Source organism: Richelia sinica FACHB-800 (genome assembly GCF_014698825.1).
Classification (GTDB): domain Bacteria; phylum Cyanobacteriota; class Cyanobacteriia; order Cyanobacteriales; family Nostocaceae; genus FACHB-800.
This window is the reverse complement of sequence record NZ_JACJTT010000004.1, coordinates 138284-158019: the sequence shown is the minus strand read 5'-3', so window position 1 is coordinate 158019 and position 19736 is coordinate 138284. Positions and strand designations below refer to the sequence as shown.

Here is a 19736-nt window from a genome sequence, read left to right as displayed (position 1 = left end):
GAGATATATTCATGTTGCTTTGGTAATGATTTTTCGGTATTTACACTAGCAGTTTTTGTGCAGAAAGTCAATTGACTGCATGAGTTACTGTAGCAATGGGTAAAAATTGATGATGTTGAAAAGATACAAAAGCTAATTAACAAGTTCTACGCCCAAATTAGATATGTATTTTCATCTCTTCTTCGCCACTTATTCCCCAGAATAAATAAAGGCAATTTTCAGGTAATTTTGCTTTTTTAGGAAAATAAACAGAATTTTTAATTTTTGCTGCCACTATATTTTTGACTAATTTATTTCTCAGGGGGAAGGTGATTTACCTACCTGAGATAGACAAAAAATATCAAAGTCAACGCATAAGATTTTGAAGCGATTGTTTCTGTTATTGGTGTTGATCGATATTAACTAATACAGTTATCGCCATCCATTAATTGTCAATTACACAAGTAACACCAATCAATTTACATTTCATTTTCAGGAGTTAGATTATGAGGATTGCTCAGATTGCACCACTGTGGGAGAGAGTACCACCTCCTGCTTATGGTGGCATAGAGTTGGTAGTGGGGTTATTAACTGATGAATTAGTGCGGAGAGGGCATGAAGTCACACTATTTGCATCTGGAGATTCTCTGAGTTTAGCGCAATTAATTTCTGTTCATCCCCGTGCCTTAAGACTTGATTCTACTATCAAAGATTACAGCATTTATGAACTAATGCAACTGGCTGCTGTATTTGAGAAAGCCGATGATTTTGATATTATTCATTCTCACATGGGACATGCGACTTTAGGATACATTAATTTAGTCAAAACGCCCATAGTACATACATTGCATGGCATTTTTACTTCAGATAATGAAAAGATATTTACTTACGCCAATAAACAGCCCTATATTTCTATTTCTGATGCTCAACGACAACCCAATTTGGGCTTGAATTATGTCGCAACTGTCTACAATGGCATAGATGTTAATAGCTATGACTTTTATCCTCAACCCACAGAACCACTGTATTTAGCATTTTTAGGGCGGATGTCACCGGAAAAAGGCCCACATTTAGCAATTGAAATTGCCAAAAAATCAGGTTGGCGATTAAAGATGGCAGGTAAAGTAGATGTGGTAGATAAAGAATTTTTTGAAAAAGAAATTCAACCCCATATTGATGGGGAACAAATTCAATATTTAGGTGAAGCTAATCATGCACAAAAAAATGCGTTGATGGGAGGTGCTGTAGCCACTCTATTTCCCATTACTTGGCGAGAACCTTTTGGGTTAGTAATGGCAGAATCTATGGCTACAGGTACGCCAGTTATTGCCATGCGCTTAGGTTCAACAGAAGAAGTAATTTCCCATGGAGAAACTGGCTTTCTATGTACAGATATCCAAGAATGTATACATGCCATTTACAAAGTCAGAAGGTTAAACCGTTATGCCTGCCGACGGTATGTGGAAAATAATTTTAGTGTGGAACAAATGACAGATGGTTATGAAGCTGTGTATCAACAAGTGATGGCAGAAAGATTTTCTCAAAATGGGCGTTTTTATAGGATGACGAGTTTAGGGAAATAGTCCTGTAGGGGAATTAGTTGTTATGGGTTGGCGATTTATTCTTAAGTCGCCATTACCTGAGATGATTAATCTCGATAATGTGCTAATAACCACAGAGCGTAACGCTCTAAACCTACTAGAATAGATGTAATTGCTAATGCCCAAGCAAATAATACCAAGTTATTAACATTATTGGCTTTAAGAGCAAAACTGAGAGATGTAGCAACAGCGGGTGGGTGCATAACATCGAGGAATATCATTAAGAAAATAGCTGTCACCATAGCCAGTCCACCGGAAATATAGCCACCACCAAAAAATATATAAGTGCTAAAACCAATACCAGCAGCCATCATTTGAGCAATTATCAAAGTGCGGATAGCATTTGTACCATGTTGGGGGTCAAGATAAATTAAAAAGGCGCTGGAAGCTAAAGAAGCAAATAATAGGCGTTGTTGAGTGAGTGCTTCGACAAAATACATAACCAACAAAACGACAGCGGTCGGTGCTGTAGCTAAGGCTATTTCTCCTTTCCAGTCTAACCTACGCCTCAGTTGACGATTTGCCCCTGGTAATGGTTTTAAACTAGAACGTTTTTCACTCATGAGACCATATCGCCTTAACAACCTGTTACATCTACTTTAAGACTTGAGGAATATGGCTTCTTCTCACGAATGATAGACAATTTTGAGGCTGATGAAAACATCGGTAATCTAATCGCTTTATCATGCCATTAATTACTATTTAGCCTCGAAATCAAATATGACATCTACAATTTCCATCAACGATAGTCAACGTTTACAACTCTCACCCCTAGAAGTCCCCAACCGCTTATTATTAGGCCCTGGCCCCTCTAACGCCCATCCTGCGGTCTTACAAGCCATGAATACCACCCCATTAGGGCATCTTGACCCCTCATTTTTAGCCCTGATGGACGAAATTCAATCTTTATTGCGCTACGTCTGGCAAACAGAAAACCCCCATACCATCGCCGTTAGTGGCACAGGTACAGCTGCCATGGAAGCTACCTTAGCTAACACCGTAGAACCAGGAGATGTGGTATTGATTGGTGTCGCTGGTTACTTCGGTAATCGTCTCGTGGATATGGCAGGAAGGTATGGTGGAGATGTTCGCACCATAACTAAACCTTGGGGACAGGTATTTTCTTTAGATGAAATTAAAACAGCTTTAGAAACTCATAAACCAGCTATTTTTGCTTTAGTCCACGCAGAAACTTCCACCGGTGCCCGTCAACCCTTGGAAGGAGTAGGGGAATTATGCCGCAAACATGGCACATTGCTATTACTAGATACTGTTACCAGCTTGGGTGGTGTTCCCATCTTTTTAGATGAGTGGGGTGTGGACTTAGCTTATAGTTGCAGTCAAAAAGGCTTGGGTTGTTCTCCTGGTGCTTCTCCCTTTACCATGAGTCCCCGGGCCATGGAGAAGGTACAGAAGCGGGAGACTAAGGTAGCAAACTGGTATTTAGATATGTTGTTGTTAGGGAAATATTGGGGAAGCGATCGCACCTATCACCACACAGCCCCAATTAATTTATATTATGGTTTAAGGGAAGCTTTGCGTTTAGTCGCAGAAGAAGGTTTAGCTAGCTGCTGGCAACGCCATCAAAAGAATGTGGAATATCTGTGGGAACAGTTAGAAAGTATTGGTTTAAAAATGCACGTTGCGAAGGAATACAGATTACCAACTTTAACTACTGTTTGCATTCCTGATGGAGTGGATGGGAAAGCTGTAGCACGGCAGTTATTACTTGAGCATAACATTGAAGTTGGTGGCGGTTTGGGAGAACTAGCTGGTAAGGTTTGGCGTGTGGGTTTGATGGGTTTTAATAGCCGTCCTGAAAGTGTGGATAGGTTGGTTGAAGCTTTGAAGGAAGTTTTGAGTAAGTAGCATCATTGGTGGTGGGCATTTTGCCCGCCAAGATTCACAATTGTCTCACCCAGAGAGGAGAAGATAAGATTGTTTTGATATAGCTGTAGACAAGGGAGTTAGGAAATTTCCACCAACTAAAATTGTAGGTTGGGTTGATGTACGAAACTCAGAAAATTCAACTTGGTTTGGTGCTATATAAAACTCACATCTTCATATAAATCATCCATATTTCCATGGAAATTAATACTTTGTAAATCAAAAGATGATTCTGTGTAAGATTGTAATACCCACAAACCTTGAGAATTACGGCGAAAACATTCTATTTTAGGTTTTTTAATATTAACTAAAACGTATTCTTGTAAAGTCTCTATATTTTGATAATCTGCAAATTTATCACCACGATCAAATGCTTCTGTAGAATCAGATAATATTTCAATAATTAAACAGGGAAATTTTTTATAAACTAAATTGGCTTTATCTCTCTCATCACAAGTGACCATCACATCAGGATAGTAAAAACGATTTATAGATTCTATTCTGGTTTTCATGTCACTTGTAAAAACTCGACATCCACTACCGCGAATGTGATTCCGAATGAGAAAAGCGATATTTAATGTTACAGTAACATGAGGGTCAGAAGCTCCAGCCATTGTGTAGATATAGCCGTTAATGTATTCATGTTTTACTGGGCTTTTCTCTTCTAGTGCTAAATATTGTTCGGGAGTAATGTAAACATCATGATTGGCAATCATAAAATTTCTAGAATGTTTCTCTTAATGTGTTAATCAAATTTTACTGTAGATGTATTAGGTCGCACTTCATTTAACTAAACCTACAATTAATTAACTCAAGAAATCAATTGTTTTTGCAAATACTGAGTAAAATTTTTGTCTTTGACGATGGATTTGACATCATGCAATGAATATTTATATTTTCTTGCATATGAAATTGTAAAATTAATAAGTAAAGATATGGTTTGTTTGAGAATATCTTTTGATAATTCTTCCAAGACAAGGCTTTTTATATCATCTGGTTTGTAATTAGACTTACCTGCTAATTTAGATGTGAGAAGCATTGCAATATGAAACCTTAATGTATAAAGATTTTCAGGTGTACAAATTGTTTGAATTTCACGCCTATCAATATCTTTCAAAACATTTGATTGTTCAGATTCATTGTTCCGAATAAATGTCTCAATATTCTTTAATGTACTAGCACAAAATAGATATACATCTGGTTGAAAACGTTGATTAAATACTCTTTCGTAATCTTTGGTTATAATTAAAGATGGACTTCCTTTTGTTGATGATTTATGCGGTTCAAATAAAACTATTGCCATGACTGCTTGAGCTAAATATGTTATGCTTATAATTCTATCAATAGGTTTACCTATGTTTTTGTAATAGTTTTTACGGCGATCATAAAACCAATTATGATTTAAGAAATAATGTTCAATGTCTCTTTGAATAGACTGAGTTACGATTGATATTTGAGTAGTTGGAATAGGAGTTTGATAATTGGTTGCTTTTATAATTCTGTCTCTAGTTTCAGGATCTTGAATTACAATAACTTTGATTAAAATTGCCTTATCAATATTTTTTGTTTTGTCTTGTTTGCGTACATATTTATACACTTCAGTAGTAGTCTGAAGTCCATTAACTATTTGTACATCATCAAGTTGAATAGTATCACCAGAAATAGATTCTTTAGACGCAAGAATTGTTACACCATTATTTAGCCACCAAAAATCTGCTATGTCATTTTCTCTTTCTAAAGTATTGCGAATATTTTGATTAACTCCAACATCTCCTTGGTAGTCACGAACATTGGACTCAAAAATATATCGACGTAAGTTGCCATGCTCATCTGTGACAAAATTATAATAATCTTTCAGACTAGAGAGCAAAACGTATTGACCATGGCTGGAAATATTTTTCAAAAAGTTTAAATTTAGAGTGTAAGTAACTTCTTGTCGTGATTGTTCTAATAGTTCACGTGCGCCCCAATATTCTACACTCACTCTAGATCCTGGCAAGTATTGAGAGATAGTTTGTTTAAAAAGATCAGCTTTACTGAAAACCTTGGGATGAATTTCGTTTCTATCGCCTGTGCTTGCATAGAAAAAATTAACGGATAAATTAGCGTGTACAGCTTGTTTAATAGCCTGTCTGAATTTGTCTAGATTCTTAATCAACTCTTGATTGTAATTTTTACTCAATTCGGATATTTCTTTTCTAAAATCAAAAATAGTCATAATAGTTGATATAACTTTATCAAATACTTGTTCACTAAATGAAGGTGTTTCTTTTGCCTGAATTAAATATAGTTCTATTGAGGGATTTCTTTGACTAATTTTTATGGTTGCTTTTTCATTATTATCCAATACCATAAAATCATCAATTATCCTATTTTCAATAAAAACAAAAAAACCATCTATTCCTCCATCATCTCCTTTTCCTGTTTTACCAGATAATAATTCATCATTTGATAGATCAAATTTTTTTAAAATCTGCTCAAATGTAAATAGTTCAAAAAAATCGCTTTTTGATAATGAAGTAGCAGTTAGATTTTTCTTTTGTTCTAGAGTATTTTCTAAAAACAAGATGTCATTAACAGCCATGTTAAGTAATCCTAAAGTTTTAAATGTCACAAGTTGTCAGATGATACTAACAAACAGATATAAATCATATTATACTGTTTTATAATTAAAAGTAGTTAAATTTATTACTTCACTACATTAACTTGTTGGCAGTATGTCAATGTGTAAAAGAGATTCACATAAATCCACATTTATTGTATAAAAATACATACAAAAATGCAGCTTACGTAAAAATCTTGTATAACATTGTTTCCCTCGTTCCCAGTCAGAGACTGGGAATGCTTACCAGGTTAAAATTATTCTAGAATGAAGATAAGAATTCTATCATTTCCAAACTCTGGTTGGGAATGCCTACCAAAATACTCCCAGATTTAAGGCTAAGAGTAGTTAAATGAATACAGTCACCTTAAACCTCGATCCAATTATTCGCCTTACAGATGATCAGTTTTACCAACTCTGTATGGCCAATAAAGATGTAAGCTTAGAACTAAATGCACAGGGAGAATTAATTATTGTGCCACCAGTAGGAGGAGAAAGCGGCCGTAGTGAAGCTGACTTAATTATCAAAGTAGGTAATTGGAATTACCAAACAAAACTAGGAATAGTATTTAGTTCCTCAACAATATTTCGACTTCCCAATGGTGCAAAACGTTCACCTGATGTTGCTTGGATAAAGTTAGAACGCTGGGAAGCATTAACAGAAGAAGAACGAGAAAAATTTCCCCCACTTACACCAGATTTTATCATTGAACTGAGATCAAAAACCGATAGATTGAAAACCCTGCAAGAAAAGATGCAGGAATATATAGAAAATGGTTTGCGTTTGGGTTGGTTAATTAACCCCCAAGATAAAGAAGTAGAAATTTATAGAATCGGAAAACCTGTAGAAATTGTCCAACTTCCTGCTGTACTTTCTGGAGAAGATGTATTACCAGGATTTGAATTACAAATTTGAACCCTATATTAAAGCCACCTGATTATTAGATAAATAAACAGGACGACACTTTTTCTCTTATGTGGTAATTAAATTTTAATTGTAAATGTGTTGGATTGCACTTCGTTTAACCCAACCTTTTATCTTAGAGGAAGTGGTAGACTAGATTATTATGTATTTGTTAGTTAAAATAGTTTTAGGAAAGCGCATAATATCACCAGAGAAATACGTAAAGCATGGTATATACTTTGACATTCCCCCAAGAGATGATTGACAGCATTCAGGAAAGGATAGAAGTCCTGGAAAAATGCTTAAATGATGCTAACCCGCACGATGAAAAAATGGCGGAGATGATTGAATTTGCTAATATTCAGGAAATATCTCTTATTCAACTTAAAGAGGAATTAGGAAAGTTAATTGAAAAGTTGATTAATAAAAGCAAACTATATCAGGTAATTTGTGAACAATCAACCAAGGGAGAATTACCTTTGTTACTATATGTAAAACATTATTTTATAATGAAAGAAAGTATAGATATAGAATTTATAGACTTTGATTTATACTTAATTACCAAAAATCAAGAAATCCTCAAAAAAATAACAATAAATATTGTAGAACAATTTAATCAATCTAAAATAGAAAATGTACAGATTGTAGATAAAGATTTTTATAAATTATTAATTATTAGGGAATCTTTAAAGCACTTACTACAATCACTTATCAAGGCTTGTTTAAAGACAAATCTGTTCACGGAACAAGAGATTAATGCTTTTAATTTGGGAGATATCACACCCCAAGAATCAGAAGCTATGCTGATTTCTTTAGCATCTACGGAAAAATGGGATTATGTGTATAGAAAACTGGCATAATCCTAAATTCATTAATAAAGAAGATGTATTAAATATACATAAAAAGCAGATTAACCTTTATGGTGGATTACATGGTATCCGAGATGAAGGTTTATTAGATTCTGCTATTTATCAACCTCAAGCAAGTTTTGGCGGAGAATTATTACATCCGACAATTTATGAACAAGCAGCAGCATATTTGTTTCACATTTGTAAAAATCATGCTTTTATAGATGGAAATAAACGCACTGCTTTTGATGTAATGGTGACGTTTTTGAACTTGAATGATTATGAATTAAATCTGACACCAGAGGAAGCATATCAATTAACAATGCAAGTTGCTGATGATAAAGTGAGTAAAGAAGAGTTAATTGAGATATTGAGAGATTGTATTATTGAACTGTTTTAAAATATTTGTTGAAATGTGGTGCGTTAGCGATAGCGTAACGCACCCTACCATTAAACCGTTACACCTTCCAATTCTTCATCACTTAACTCATATAATTGACGCAACTTTTCCAACCTATTACTATCAGCATTCCATAAACCGCGGCCATGGGCTTCTAACATTCTGCTGACAATATTTCTAAATGCTTCTGGGTTGGCTTGGCGTAATTTTTCCGCCATTTCTGGGTCTAAAGCATAGGTATCTGCGGCTTGGTCATAGACCCAATGATCTCGAAAATCAGCAGTACCACCCCAACCAATTAAAGCTGTCATGCGTTGGGAAATTTCAAATGCACCACCAGAACCTTGATTAGCCATTGCTGCGGCCCATTTGGGGTTTAATAATTTGGTGCGGTATTCCATTCGCAGTAAATCATCTAAATTGCGGGGTGTTGTATCTTTAGAGAAGCTTTCCACAAAGCTAGCTTGTACCTTTTTCCCGCTTTGCTGTTCTGCGGCTTTTTTCAATCCCCCAGTATTGGCATAATATTCCTGAATATCAGTTAAACCATATTCTACCGAATCTATTTCTTGAACAATGCGATCGCTTGTTTTTAACAAAGTCTGCAAAACTTCCGGTCTTGCTTGTCCTTTATCCTGTCTTCCGTAACTAAACACATTGCGGCTTTCCCAAGTCTTCCCTAATTCATCTCCAGAGTCCCAGTTACCGTCCACGACTCTATCATTGACCAAAGAACCAAAATCACCTGCTGGGTTAGAAAATAATCGCGCAGAAGCATTTTCCACACCTTGCGCTTTCAATGTCAACGCATGTTTGCGAATAAAGTTCTGTTCCTCTGGTTCATCAGCATCCGCAGCACGTTGAAATAAATCATCCAATAATTCGATAATATTCACAAAACTATCGCGGAAAATTCCTGATAAATTTCCTAACACATCAATGCGGGGATGTCCTACTTTATCCAGAGGTTTTAATTCATATCTCACAATTCTTCCTGTTCCCTCTTTTACTGGTTCAGCACCCACTAATTCCAATAAAATTCCCAAAGATTCACCCTTGGTTTTAATGGCATCTAAACCCCATAATAAAACTGCGACTGTTTCAGGATATTTGCCATGTTCTTGTAAATGTTGAGCAATGATTTTCTGTCCTATTTCTCTACCCCGTTCATAGGCAGCAGGAGAAGGCATTCGATAAGGATCTAAAGCGTGAATATTTCTACCAGTTGGTAACACACCTGCACCATCCCGTAACAAATCTCCACCAGGTGCAGGAGGAATATATTCACCATTTAAACCTCGTAAAAGATTAGTTAATTCATCAGTAGATTGATTGAGCAAATCTGTAATAAACTTTGCTTCTTCTTGCCTTTCTAGTTCTATTTTTTCACCAAAATACCCATTGAGATAACCTTGTAACTCTTCCTCATTTGGTGCTTCACCCAAAACATGCAAACCAGAAGAAAACAGGCGATTTTCTAACACCTGTAAATACTCATACAACTTCACCAAATAATCATCAAAAGCATGGGCACTAAACATCCTGATATTTTCTGGTGTAAAGGGAATACCTAACTTTTTCGCCTCTATAAATGGACAATCAACTTCTAAACCAGTATCCAGAATCTTTTTACAAATTCCTTCTTTTAAGACATAATTCTTTTGCGGATCTTCCCGATATTCAGCAATTAAATCCCGTAATGCTACCAATTCCTTATATAAACCAGCCCGACCATAGGGGGGAACATTATGAGAAATTAATACCCCATAACCACGGCGTTTAGCTAAAATCGATTCCGAAGGATTATTAGCAGCATATATGTATAAATTTGGTAAATCTCCTAACAAAATATCTGACCAAGAATAGCCTGTATTTCCTAAAGGGGAACCAGGCAACCATTCAACAGTACCGTGCATTCCGAAATGGACAACTGCATCTGCTTGAAATTCTTTTTGTAACCACTTATAAAATGCTGCATATTGGGGATGGGGTGTTAAATCGCGCTCAAACATTAACCGCATGGGGTCGCCTTGTAAACCCAATGGTGGTTGTACACCTATCCACACATTTCCTAACTGCACACCACCAATATGTAAATCATCTCCATAGGTTTTAATCCCACTACTGGTTAAAGATTTCCATTGTTTTTCAATGCGAGAAGTGCGGAGATATCCTAACCATTTTTCTAATTTACGAGCATTAACTGTATTGGCATCAATGGGAAAAGGTTTATTTTTTTCCCATGTTTCCATTTCTTCATCTGCTGCTTTTACTTGACGAATTAATTCTTCACCATCTTCAGGAATATCACCAACTTGATAACCCTGTGCTTTTAAAGCGTGAAGCAATTTAATTAAACTGCGGGGAACGTTTAATAATGCTGCTGTACCCACTGCACCGTAACCAGGGGGAAACCCATATAAAATAATGGCTATCTTTCTGGCAAAGGCAGGTTTTTGACGTAATGCCACCCAGTTTTTGATTCTGCCAATTAAACGCTGTACCCGTTCAGGAACTAAATAAATATTTTCTCCTACTAAACCACCAAGGGGAACAGTATCAATTGCACCATCTAATTCTGGTAGTGCATATAAAACTACACTTTGCAAACCTCCCACACCTTGACGTGTCCAAGAATAAATATCTTGAATTAGCAAAGGTGCAGCCACAATATAAGGTAAATTTTTGGCGCTAAGAATGCGTTTAGCAACTTCCACCTGTCGTCCTGCTTCCATGGAACCCGCAGGCCCACCCACCAGGGGAAACCCAATAGTAGAAACTATTGCATCAACTTTCACTGCTTCGGAGGACAGAGAAGGAGTTTCAATATTTCCTTGTTGACGTTGTTGTGTTTCATAGTCGGTGGTCATCCAGTCGCGGACAGCTACATGTCCTTCTACACCGTTGATGAAAATGGGTAAGGGAATTAAACCTGATGCTTCAAATTTGCTAATTAATTGGGGAATATAAGGTTGTTTAGTAATAACATGTTTACGATAAAGGAGAATACCAATGACAGGTAAATTCTTTCTGCCCTTTTCTTTTTTGTGATACCAATCTAAATATTGTTTTGGTGATGTAAAAAAGCCTGGGTAGTCTGGATGAAGTAACCCCATGTTGGGTGTTTCGATGGGTGGGGGAATTTCACCAACTCGTAAATCTAAATATTTTTCTGCTAATGTCCAAAATAGGGCAGCAACATTTTCTGTACCTCCAGCATTCCAGTAACCGTAGATAATTAACCAGTTGCGGAGGTCTTGAACTTTTTGAACGGGAACAAATTTGAGGAGTTTGGGACCGATTTTCAGAAAACTAATATAACCAGCAAGTTTATCTTCTTCTTTGCCATTGCTGAATTTATCGAGAATGAATTTAACTGGTTTTGGCATTCCTTTGGGTTTGTCACCAATAGCAAAGGCACCAATCTTAGTTAAACTCATCAATTCTAGTGCAGACTCAAAGACAAGACGAATGGGAATATTAGCGACACGTTCCCGTAACCATACCACTTGGTCATAATCAAAGAGTAAACTGCCAAAAAACACGTCTGCACCTTGGAGTGCGGCTTCTACCTCGCTGCGTTTAGTGTTAATATCGCGATCGCTAAACACCCGAATATCCAACTCCTGTACCCGTGAATTAGCCAAAAAAGCGGCTTTCCGGTACAAGTCAGCGTTAAACGATTCAAACCCAGCAATTAAGACGATGCGTTTCATGCTCTTCAGCTACGAAATCTTTCTTTACTTACATCTTAGACATCGTGACGGGTTTGTGGGGGAATATCTACCTAATTGATGCTGTTGAGTGGGAAGATAATGCAGGGTGTAAGGAAAAAAGAGTTAATGAGCATGTTGATAAGCAAAAACACTGTGAGGTAACACCCTCAATATCTCCTCTATCGTCGTCACCCCAGTTGTCACCTTTTGAATAGCAGACACACGAAAAGAAACAAAGTTAATTTCTTGGAGATAACGATGTAACTGAGTCATCGTTCCCTCATAAATTAACTCTCGTACCCGGTCATCCACATCCAATAACTCCACAATTGCTTCCCTACCCAAATAGCCAGAATTAAAACATTGAGGACAACCCTTACCTCGTCTCCAACCTGTAGTTGTGGTTGATGTTGCTTCTAAGCCCAGTTTGCGTAAATCAGCCGCATTAGGTGTATAAGGTTCTGCACAGTAGGGACATACCCGACGCACTAAACGCTGGGCCACAATACCCAACAGGGCATCACTAATTAAACCGGGGTCGGGGCCAATATCTTTTAACCGGGGAATTGTACCCACAGCATCGTTAGTATGCAAAGTAGTAAACACCAAATGTCCAGTTAAAGCCGCCCTAATTGCCGTTTCTGCCGTTTCTGCATCCCGAATTTCCCCCAACATAATCACATCTGGGTCTTGACGCAAAATTGCCCGTAAACCTGCCGCAAAGGTCATGCCTGCGGCTTCATTCACCTGGGTTTGGGTAATTCCTGGTAAAACATATTCTACCGGGTCTTCCACTGTGACGACATTAACTGACTCTGTGGCTACCTTTTGCAAACTTGTGTACAAAGTGCTGGTTTTACCGGAACCGGTGGGGCCGGTGAGAATAATCATCCCTTGGGGTTGACTTAACCATTTGGTATATGTTTGCAATGTGGCACCAGAAAAGCCCAGTTTATCCATATCTGTGAAGGGGTTACGCTGGGGTAGTAAACGAATCACGACCTTTTCACCACCAACACAAGGGAGGGTACTTACCCGCATGTCTAACCCTAAGTTGAGTGAGTCACCAGAGTTATATTTTTCCCCAATACGTCCATCTTGGGGACGACGACTTTCAGCTATATCTAAGTCAGACATCACCTTCAGGGCCACAACTACTCTGCGGCTGAGTTCCAGGGGTAAAGTAGTAATATTTCGCAATACACCATCGATGCGATAGCGCACCCTTAACCCATCGGGAATGGGTTCTAAGTGAATATCACTGGCACGGTTGCGTAAAGCACCACTAATGATGGTTTTGACTCGTTCAATTTGGTCTGAGGCTTTGGAAAGATAGAGTTCTGTGACTTCAGAAATGTTTTCTGGTTCTGATTCTTTGGTTAAGGGGTTAACTAAGGTATCATCATTGATTTTGCTGAGGTCGAGATTTTGGGTGAGATACCAGGTTTTATAGCTTTTTTCCGAAATCGAGATGATTTTGATATCGGTGTGGGTGCGATCGCTCAGTTTCTGAATTATATTTGGTGTGAGAGCCACTGGACTCCCTAAATAATAACAATTCCGCCACAATAATAGGGGAACAACAGGGGGAATATCTTGGACATGAGGAAATAATTTAAAAAAGCGGTTGCTCACTTCTGCATCTAAGGCAGCAAAGCAAACATTTTTATCTTCATTGACTATTAACCTTAAAGCCTCTTCACAGTTAATTTCCGATTGTTTTAGCCGTTGCCAAGGCGATTTAGTAATTGCATTAAACATAAGTATTTACAACAGAGAATGATATTTAATTAATCATCTAATTCAGGACAGTAATACTCCACAGCCATAGTATTCATAAGATCGGCATCAATATTGCGAGAAATTGCATCTAAATTAGCTGAATCTCTGCTTTGAATTACCCCACAAATTCCCCTAGCACGTTTAACTACATTCTCTGGAGATGATTCTGCCTGTGAGAGAGCACTACTAATCAAAGGCGAACCACCTAATCTTTTTTTTAAGAAAAATTTGTACTGTTGTAAAAATTGCTGATCTGTGGATGAAATTGTCGATTTGAGAACCGGATTTTTTTTAATACCACACAGTTTGGTCAGATTGATAACTTGCCCATCACTTCTTTGCATATAACAAAGAAAATCTCTGGCTGCATTTGCTGTTGAATTACCAGATTCAGATAAAGCTGCTTGGGGCAAAGATAAAATTATTAATGAACATGGCAAAATTGACATGCCAAATTTAACGATGCTTTTGTGCATGACTATTCTCAATTGTCTAAACTTTATATTCATCTGCCAATTATTTGTAGAGATATTCCCCTAGAACATCTCTACAAAACTGAATTAACCTATTCTCACAGAGAACGATTAAGCATTTCTTCCTGTCCAAGGTCCCCAAATAGCTACAGTAATTCCTGGGGTTTGGATATTGACAAACATAGTTTTGCCATCAGGAGAGAAACAAACACCAGCAAATTCACTGCCATTGATAGCGTTGGTTGCAAACCGGTAAATTTCACCTCTTTTGTTCACCCCATGTACATATTCTGTACCGCTACCATCTTCACAAATGAAGAGATGACCAAATGGTGCCACAGTAATATTATCAGGAGCATTTAATTCATTAGAATTTATAGATTCAACAACCAAGGTAAGAGTATTATTGTCAGGGTTATAAGCAAATACCTGGCCCTGTCCTATATTACCACCATTAGTACAGGTAAAATAAACTAAACCATTGCCATACCAACAACCTTCTCCACGACTAAAGATAGCTGCACCTTTATCTTGTCCCTGTTTCCGTACAGAAAGATTAAAATCATTGTTAACAGGGTCAACCGTATCTATGTTTACCCAACTAACAGGTAAAGGTTTATTTTTGTATTGCAGAAAATTATTGCGAGTATTAACTTTAGGCATTCCTTCAATGACTAAAGCCTCTAGCACTCCACCACTTTGGAGATTATCTTTCTGATTAGGACGGAAACGATAGAAGCAACTATTTCCTTCATCTTCTGTTTGATAAACCCAACCAGTTTTCGGGTCTACTGCAATCGCTTCGTGGTTGAATCGTCCCATAGCTACCAGAGGAATAGGGTCAGCAACTAGCACATCTTCAGTTGCTGGTACTTCAAAGTTATAGCCGTGTTTCTTAGTAGCTAGATTATTAGGATTATTAGGAGTAGGAATAGTTAAAGTTTCTTCACAACTTACCCAAGAACCCCAAGGAGTTGGGCCACCAGCACAGTTACGAACAGTTCCCGCTAAAGAAGCAAAATGTTTTTCTATTCGACGATTTGGCCCCACAACCAGAGTTGTTGTCCCTCCGGCAGTGCGGTCATATTGCTTAGATGCAATTACCCCGTTAGCTGTGAAACCCAGTTCATGATTTCTGACGATAATAGTCCTATTGTTTTCACCTGGGAAAGCCGCCATACCATCATGCAATCCAGGTACAGGCGTATTATCACTCATCATTTGCCCTGTATAGGAGATAGCTGTGTAGTTAAAACCTGGGGGAAGTTCCAGTAAAGGAGTTCTACCTAAATCAATTCCTCCCAGCACAACACCCATGAGTTCATCCGCATTTTCAGGCAGTTTGGCTGCTAAAGGGCCATATCCAGTCCCACGCACACGTTGACCATTGGCAACTTTGGCATAGAAGGCTTCCAAAGGAGAAAGCATGGTTACGCCAACAGCACTAGCACCAGCTAATGAGAAGAATTTACGTCTTGATAAGTTCATTGTTGGTAAATGGTGATTATGTTGGAACTAGAATAATTCCATCAGTAACATTAAGTATTTTTGTCTAAAGACTAAATAAGATCCGGTTAAGATTTAGAAAATAATTGAAAATTCAGGGTGTAAGTAAAAACCAATACTAATACTTTTGATAGAGGCAGGACAGAAGGTCATAAAAATAATTCCTCAAAATAAAAAAGCTGCGATCGCAGCCAAGAGATAGGATAGGCTGTATTACCTACTCCTATAGATTTTATAAAATTTGTTGTGAATTCAACTATTCTGAGAAAGCTGAAGCCGGGGGTAAGTTGACATCCTTAGCTAAACCCATAGTCTTTAACAGTCCAATTACCCACCAAGTTAAATCAATTTCCCACCAACGCCAACCGCATTTTGCCACATGAGGATAGGCATGGTGATTGTTATGCCAACCCTCACCATAGGTAAGAATAGCTGCCCACCAAAGGTTGCGGGAATTATCATTACTGTCAAAGGTGCGATATCCCCACATATGGGTAACAGAATTAATTAGCCAAGTTGTGTGCCAGAGAACCACGGCTCTCACAAATACACCATAGATGATATATGGCCAACCACCCATAAAATAGAGCAGTATGGCTACGGGAATTTGCAAAACTAAGAAATAGCGATTTAGCCAGCAATAAAATGGGTCTCGCGCTAAATCAGGGGCATATTTTTGATAATAATCGTAGTCGAAAAACTCAGATTTGGGATAAAAAATCCACAGCATATGACTCCACCAAAAACCCCGTTGAGCAGAATAGGGGTCTTTATCTTCGTGTTCGGTGTAGGCATGATGTAAACGATGGCCAGCGACCCAGAAAATCGGCCCTCCCTGAATGGATAATGCACCAAGAATAGCGATCGCATATTCTAACCATTTAGGGACTTTAAAGCTGCGATGGCTCAACAGTCGATGGTAGCCTAAACACACACCAATGCTACCAAATAACCAGTGGAGAAATATAGTTACACCTAATGCACCCCAAGAAAAAAACCAAGGGGCCAACATTGCTAATCCATGAATTACCCCGAAAAATGCTACTGCTGTCCAGTTGAGATGGAGTGGTTCCGGTTTCCCTGGTGAATTGGAGATGAAATTGGTCATGAGATTTGGAATTTGAGATTGTAGATTTGAGATTTTGAATTGTAGGTTACTTGGTTTCAAATTGATTTAGAAAAATCAGTCAAGCTACGACTAGGAAGATAGGCATCAAATATAGAGGCTATGTTCCTAATCAGTAATCTTCCCGCAGGTGTAACCTCAATCTTATCGGTAGATAGCTTCACTAACCCATCCGTCTCTAGATGTTGTAATTGTAATTTTGCTTGTTGAAAATACTCCGCAAACTTGAAATCTAAATGTAAGTGATATTTTTTCTCTATTTCCTCTGGTGAAAGTTGGAACTGGCACATCAATTCCATAATAATTGTCCGCCGGATAATGTCATCTTGGTGGAGTTTTACTCCTTTTTCAATTGGTAATTCTCCATGATCTACTTTTTGATAATAACGCTTTAATTGTTTCTGGTTTTGAGTGTAGACATCTTGCAGCATACTAATGGATGTCATACCAAAACCAAACAAATCTGATTCTGGTTTAGTGGTATATCCTTGAAAATTGCGATGTAGTTGGCCATTTTGTTGAGCGATCGCTAATTCGTCGTTGGGTTTGGCAAAATGATCCATGCCAATAAAGACATAACCATTAGCTGTCAATTCCTCAATGGTCATCCGCATGATATCTAGTTTTTCCCCTGGTGATGGTAATGCTGCTTGAGGAAGTAAACGCTGAACAGGCTTTAACCAAGGTACATAGGCAAAGTTGAAAACCGCAATGCGGTCAGGATTCAATTTAATAGTCTTGCGAACAGTATCTTTAAAAGTTTCCAAATTTTGATATGGCAAACCATAAATCAGGTCAACATTAACGCTAGTAAATCCAGCTTCCCGCACCCAATCCATGACTTGAAATAACATGGATTCTGGTTGAATGCGATTTACTGCTTGTTGTACTTGATAGTTAAAATCCTGAATCCCAAAACTAATGCGATTAAAGCCTAATTGCTTGAGGAAAAATAGGTAGTTTCGGTCAAGGGAGCGCGGATTAACTTCGATGGAAATTTCCCCATTATCATCAAAGCGAAAATGGTCAGTTAATGCTCTCCACAAAGTCTCAACTTGACTGAGAGATAAATAGTTAGGAGTACCTCCACCCCAATGTAACTGTTGTACAGTGCGATCGCTATCAATCAACGACCCCACCTGATGAATATTGCGAATCAGATAGTTGAGATATGGTTCTGCTAAGACCTTGTGTGGTGTAATTACAGTATTGCAACAGCAAAAATAGCAAGGGCTATCACAAAAGGGAATGTGGCAATAGACTGATAGAGGGGTATTTTTCTCATTGCCAACAGCGATCGCATTTGTAAAATCTACATGGCTAAAATTTTCTGTTAACTCTGTAGCTGGGGGATAGCTAGTATAACGGGGTAAAGGCTGATCATATTTCTTGAGTAAATCAGCATCAAATTTAACTGTTTGTGATAAAACTTTCATGTGCCCATCGCATCAAAAATACACATCAAATTCTGATTCAACCTATGATTAGTAATTGATAATTGATGGCTAAATTTCAACTTATTTTTCTCACCAATTACCAATTACCAAAACAACTGAACTCACTATTTTTCCACTAAATGCTGTATTCTGCCGCTATCAAACCACTGGCCCAATCTTGAGGCTGAAGGAAAAACTTAGTTAATTGGGCTTCTGGTGAATCTGCCTCTGGTTCATACCCATATTCCCACCGGGTTAAAGGTGGCAGAGACATTAAAATAGATTCCGCCCTACCATTGGTTTGTAAACCGAATACCGTACCGCGATCGTATACCAAATTAAACTCTACATAACGACCCCGACGGTAGAGTTGGAATTGACGCTGACCTTCCCCATATGCCATTTTTTGTCTTAATTGGGCAATGGGTAAATAAGCAGGTAAAAATGCTTTGCCACAAGATTGAACAAAAGCAAATAAATCTTCCCAATTCCGAGTGACTGTCCCCACTTTTTCACTATAAAGTGCTGCCGGACTATCAGACTGAGAACCTACATACAACTTGCCACTGGCATCTTGATAATCAAAGAAAATACCACCAATTCCCCGTTGTTCTTGGCGATGTCTTAAATAGAAATACTCATCACACCAAGGTTTAAAAGTGGCATAGTATTCAGGATGATGTTGGTCACAGGCAGACTTAAAAGTTTGGTGAAAATGAATAGCATCTTCTGTAAAGGGATAATAAGGCGTTAAATCAGCCCCACCACCAAACCACCACACAGGCCCAGCTTCAAAATAACGATAGTTTAAATGCACCGTTGGGACATAGGGATTGCGAGGATGCAGCACCATGGAAGTACCAGTAGCAAAAAAGCCTTGTCCCGCAGCTTCTGGGCGTTGACTCAAAATCGAAGGTGGTAGACTATCTCCCCAAACTTCAGAAAAATTTACCCCACCTTGCTCAAATACTCGACCCTCCCGAATCACACGGGTACGTCCTTCTCCACCTTCTCGACGTTGCCAGCAGTCTTGACGAAAACGGGCCTCTCCATCCAGTTCTTCCAGGGCGGCGCAAATTTCATCCTGTATATTCAGCATAAACTGCTTGGCCCGTTGGCGTGAATCTACAGGTGGGTTATTAGCTGAATTAACCAATGTATCTAGATTTGTGGATTCCCGCAGATGATTCTTTGAGTAAGCTCCCATGCCGCAATTCCTTTCAACTGTTTAAGAGTTTAACATCGATTAATCACTTTATAGTTATTAAGCCAATAAAAAATGTTTTTTTTCAAAACTTAATAAAATTCCAGCGCCGATTTTGCCAATCTTAATGCCTAAAACCCTTGCCCAAGTTGATTTTCGCCATTGTATATAAATGCTAACAATCCGTCTTAGCAAAACTTTCAACTCCAGGGACTAGCCAAATGATGACTCTTATCATAACTTGTTAGTTATCTAAGTATTTAGCTAATTAA

15 protein-coding genes are annotated in these 19736 nt (G+C 38.0%); 5 read left to right on the top strand and 10 right to left on the bottom strand.

Translation table 11 applies throughout. From position 1 onward, the window contains the following. Positions 1-485 precede the first annotated feature (485 nt). Positions 486-1562, top strand: a complete 1077-nt coding sequence (locus tag H6G73_RS05585) for a glycosyltransferase family 4 protein (RefSeq protein WP_190602068.1) — start codon at positions 486-488, stop codon at positions 1560-1562. Between the two features lie 65 nt (positions 1563-1627). On the opposite strand, the gene H6G73_RS05580 is transcribed toward H6G73_RS05585, so the two are convergent. After that, positions 1628-2143 carry an HPP family protein gene (locus H6G73_RS05580; RefSeq protein WP_190602066.1) on the bottom strand — a complete coding sequence of 172 codons (516 nt, stop codon included), beginning with the start codon at positions 2141-2143 and terminating at the stop codon, positions 1628-1630. 157 nt (positions 2144-2300) lie between these two features. Here H6G73_RS05580 and H6G73_RS05575 point away from each other — a divergent pair, with 157 nt between their 5' ends. Continuing rightward, positions 2301-3449, top strand: a complete 1149-nt coding sequence (locus tag H6G73_RS05575; protein ID WP_190602065.1) for an alanine--glyoxylate aminotransferase family protein — start codon at positions 2301-2303, stop codon at positions 3447-3449. A gap of 173 nt (positions 3450-3622) precedes the next feature. Here H6G73_RS05575 and H6G73_RS05570 read toward each other — a convergent pair whose 3' ends face one another. Together H6G73_RS05570 and H6G73_RS05565 are read right to left on the bottom strand one after the other, a co-directional pair. Continuing rightward, positions 3623-4183 carry a Uma2 family endonuclease gene (locus H6G73_RS05570; protein ID WP_190602064.1) on the bottom strand — a complete coding sequence of 187 codons (561 nt, stop codon included), beginning with the start codon at positions 4181-4183 and terminating at the stop codon, positions 3623-3625. A 95-nt stretch (positions 4184-4278) separates the two neighbouring features. Then, positions 4279-6051 carry an AIPR family protein gene (locus tag H6G73_RS05565; protein ID WP_190602063.1) on the bottom strand — a complete coding sequence of 591 codons (1773 nt, stop codon included), beginning with the start codon at positions 6049-6051 and terminating at the stop codon, positions 4279-4281. A gap of 370 nt (positions 6052-6421) precedes the next feature. Between H6G73_RS05565 and H6G73_RS05560 the strand changes: the two genes are divergently transcribed. The 3 genes from H6G73_RS05560 (at position 6422) to H6G73_RS05550 (ending at position 8221) form a co-directional block, all read left to right on the top strand. Then, a complete protein-coding gene (locus H6G73_RS05560) occupies positions 6422-6985 on the top strand; it encodes a Uma2 family endonuclease (protein WP_190602061.1) in 564 nt (187 codons plus the stop codon). A 215-nt stretch (positions 6986-7200) separates the two neighbouring features. After that, positions 7201-7833: a hypothetical protein gene (locus H6G73_RS05555; protein ID WP_190602059.1), complete on the top strand. Its 633-nt coding sequence runs from the start codon at positions 7201-7203 to the stop codon at positions 7831-7833. Next, entirely contained in the window at positions 7811-8221 is a 411-nt protein-coding gene (locus H6G73_RS05550) for a type II toxin-antitoxin system death-on-curing family toxin (RefSeq protein ID WP_190602057.1), read from the top strand. Before H6G73_RS05555 ends, H6G73_RS05550 begins: the two co-directional genes overlap by 23 nt. Positions 8222-8271: 50 nt before the next feature. Here the strand turns inward: H6G73_RS05550 and bchH are convergent, their stop codons facing one another. The 7 genes from bchH to hemF form a co-directional block, all read right to left on the bottom strand. Then, positions 8272-11937 (bottom strand): magnesium chelatase subunit H, encoded by a 3666-nt coding sequence (gene bchH / locus H6G73_RS05545; protein WP_190602055.1) that lies wholly within the window; start codon positions 11935-11937, stop codon positions 8272-8274. A 123-nt stretch (positions 11938-12060) separates the two neighbouring features. Then, complete coding sequence (locus tag H6G73_RS05540) at positions 12061-13698, bottom strand: GspE/PulE family protein (RefSeq protein WP_190602053.1); 1638 nt, start codon at positions 13696-13698, stop codon at positions 12061-12063. Between the two features lie 29 nt (positions 13699-13727). After that, positions 13728-14195, bottom strand: a complete 468-nt coding sequence (locus H6G73_RS05535; protein ID WP_190602052.1) for a hypothetical protein — start codon at positions 14193-14195, stop codon at positions 13728-13730. Between the two features lie 108 nt (positions 14196-14303). Next, entirely contained in the window at positions 14304-15680 is a 1377-nt protein-coding gene (locus tag H6G73_RS05530) for an alkaline phosphatase PhoX (protein ID WP_190602051.1), read from the bottom strand. 274 nt (positions 15681-15954) lie between these two features. After that, a complete protein-coding gene (locus tag H6G73_RS05525) occupies positions 15955-16806 on the bottom strand; it encodes an acyl-CoA desaturase (RefSeq protein WP_190602050.1) in 852 nt (283 codons plus the stop codon). A 56-nt stretch (positions 16807-16862) separates the two neighbouring features. Continuing rightward, entirely contained in the window at positions 16863-18260 is a 1398-nt protein-coding gene (hemN, locus tag H6G73_RS05520) for an oxygen-independent coproporphyrinogen III oxidase (protein ID WP_190602049.1), read from the bottom strand. Positions 18261-18396: 136 nt separating this feature from the next. Further along, entirely contained in the window at positions 18397-19467 is a 1071-nt protein-coding gene (gene hemF / locus H6G73_RS05515; protein WP_190602048.1) for an oxygen-dependent coproporphyrinogen oxidase, read from the bottom strand. Positions 19468-19736 lie beyond the last annotated feature (269 nt).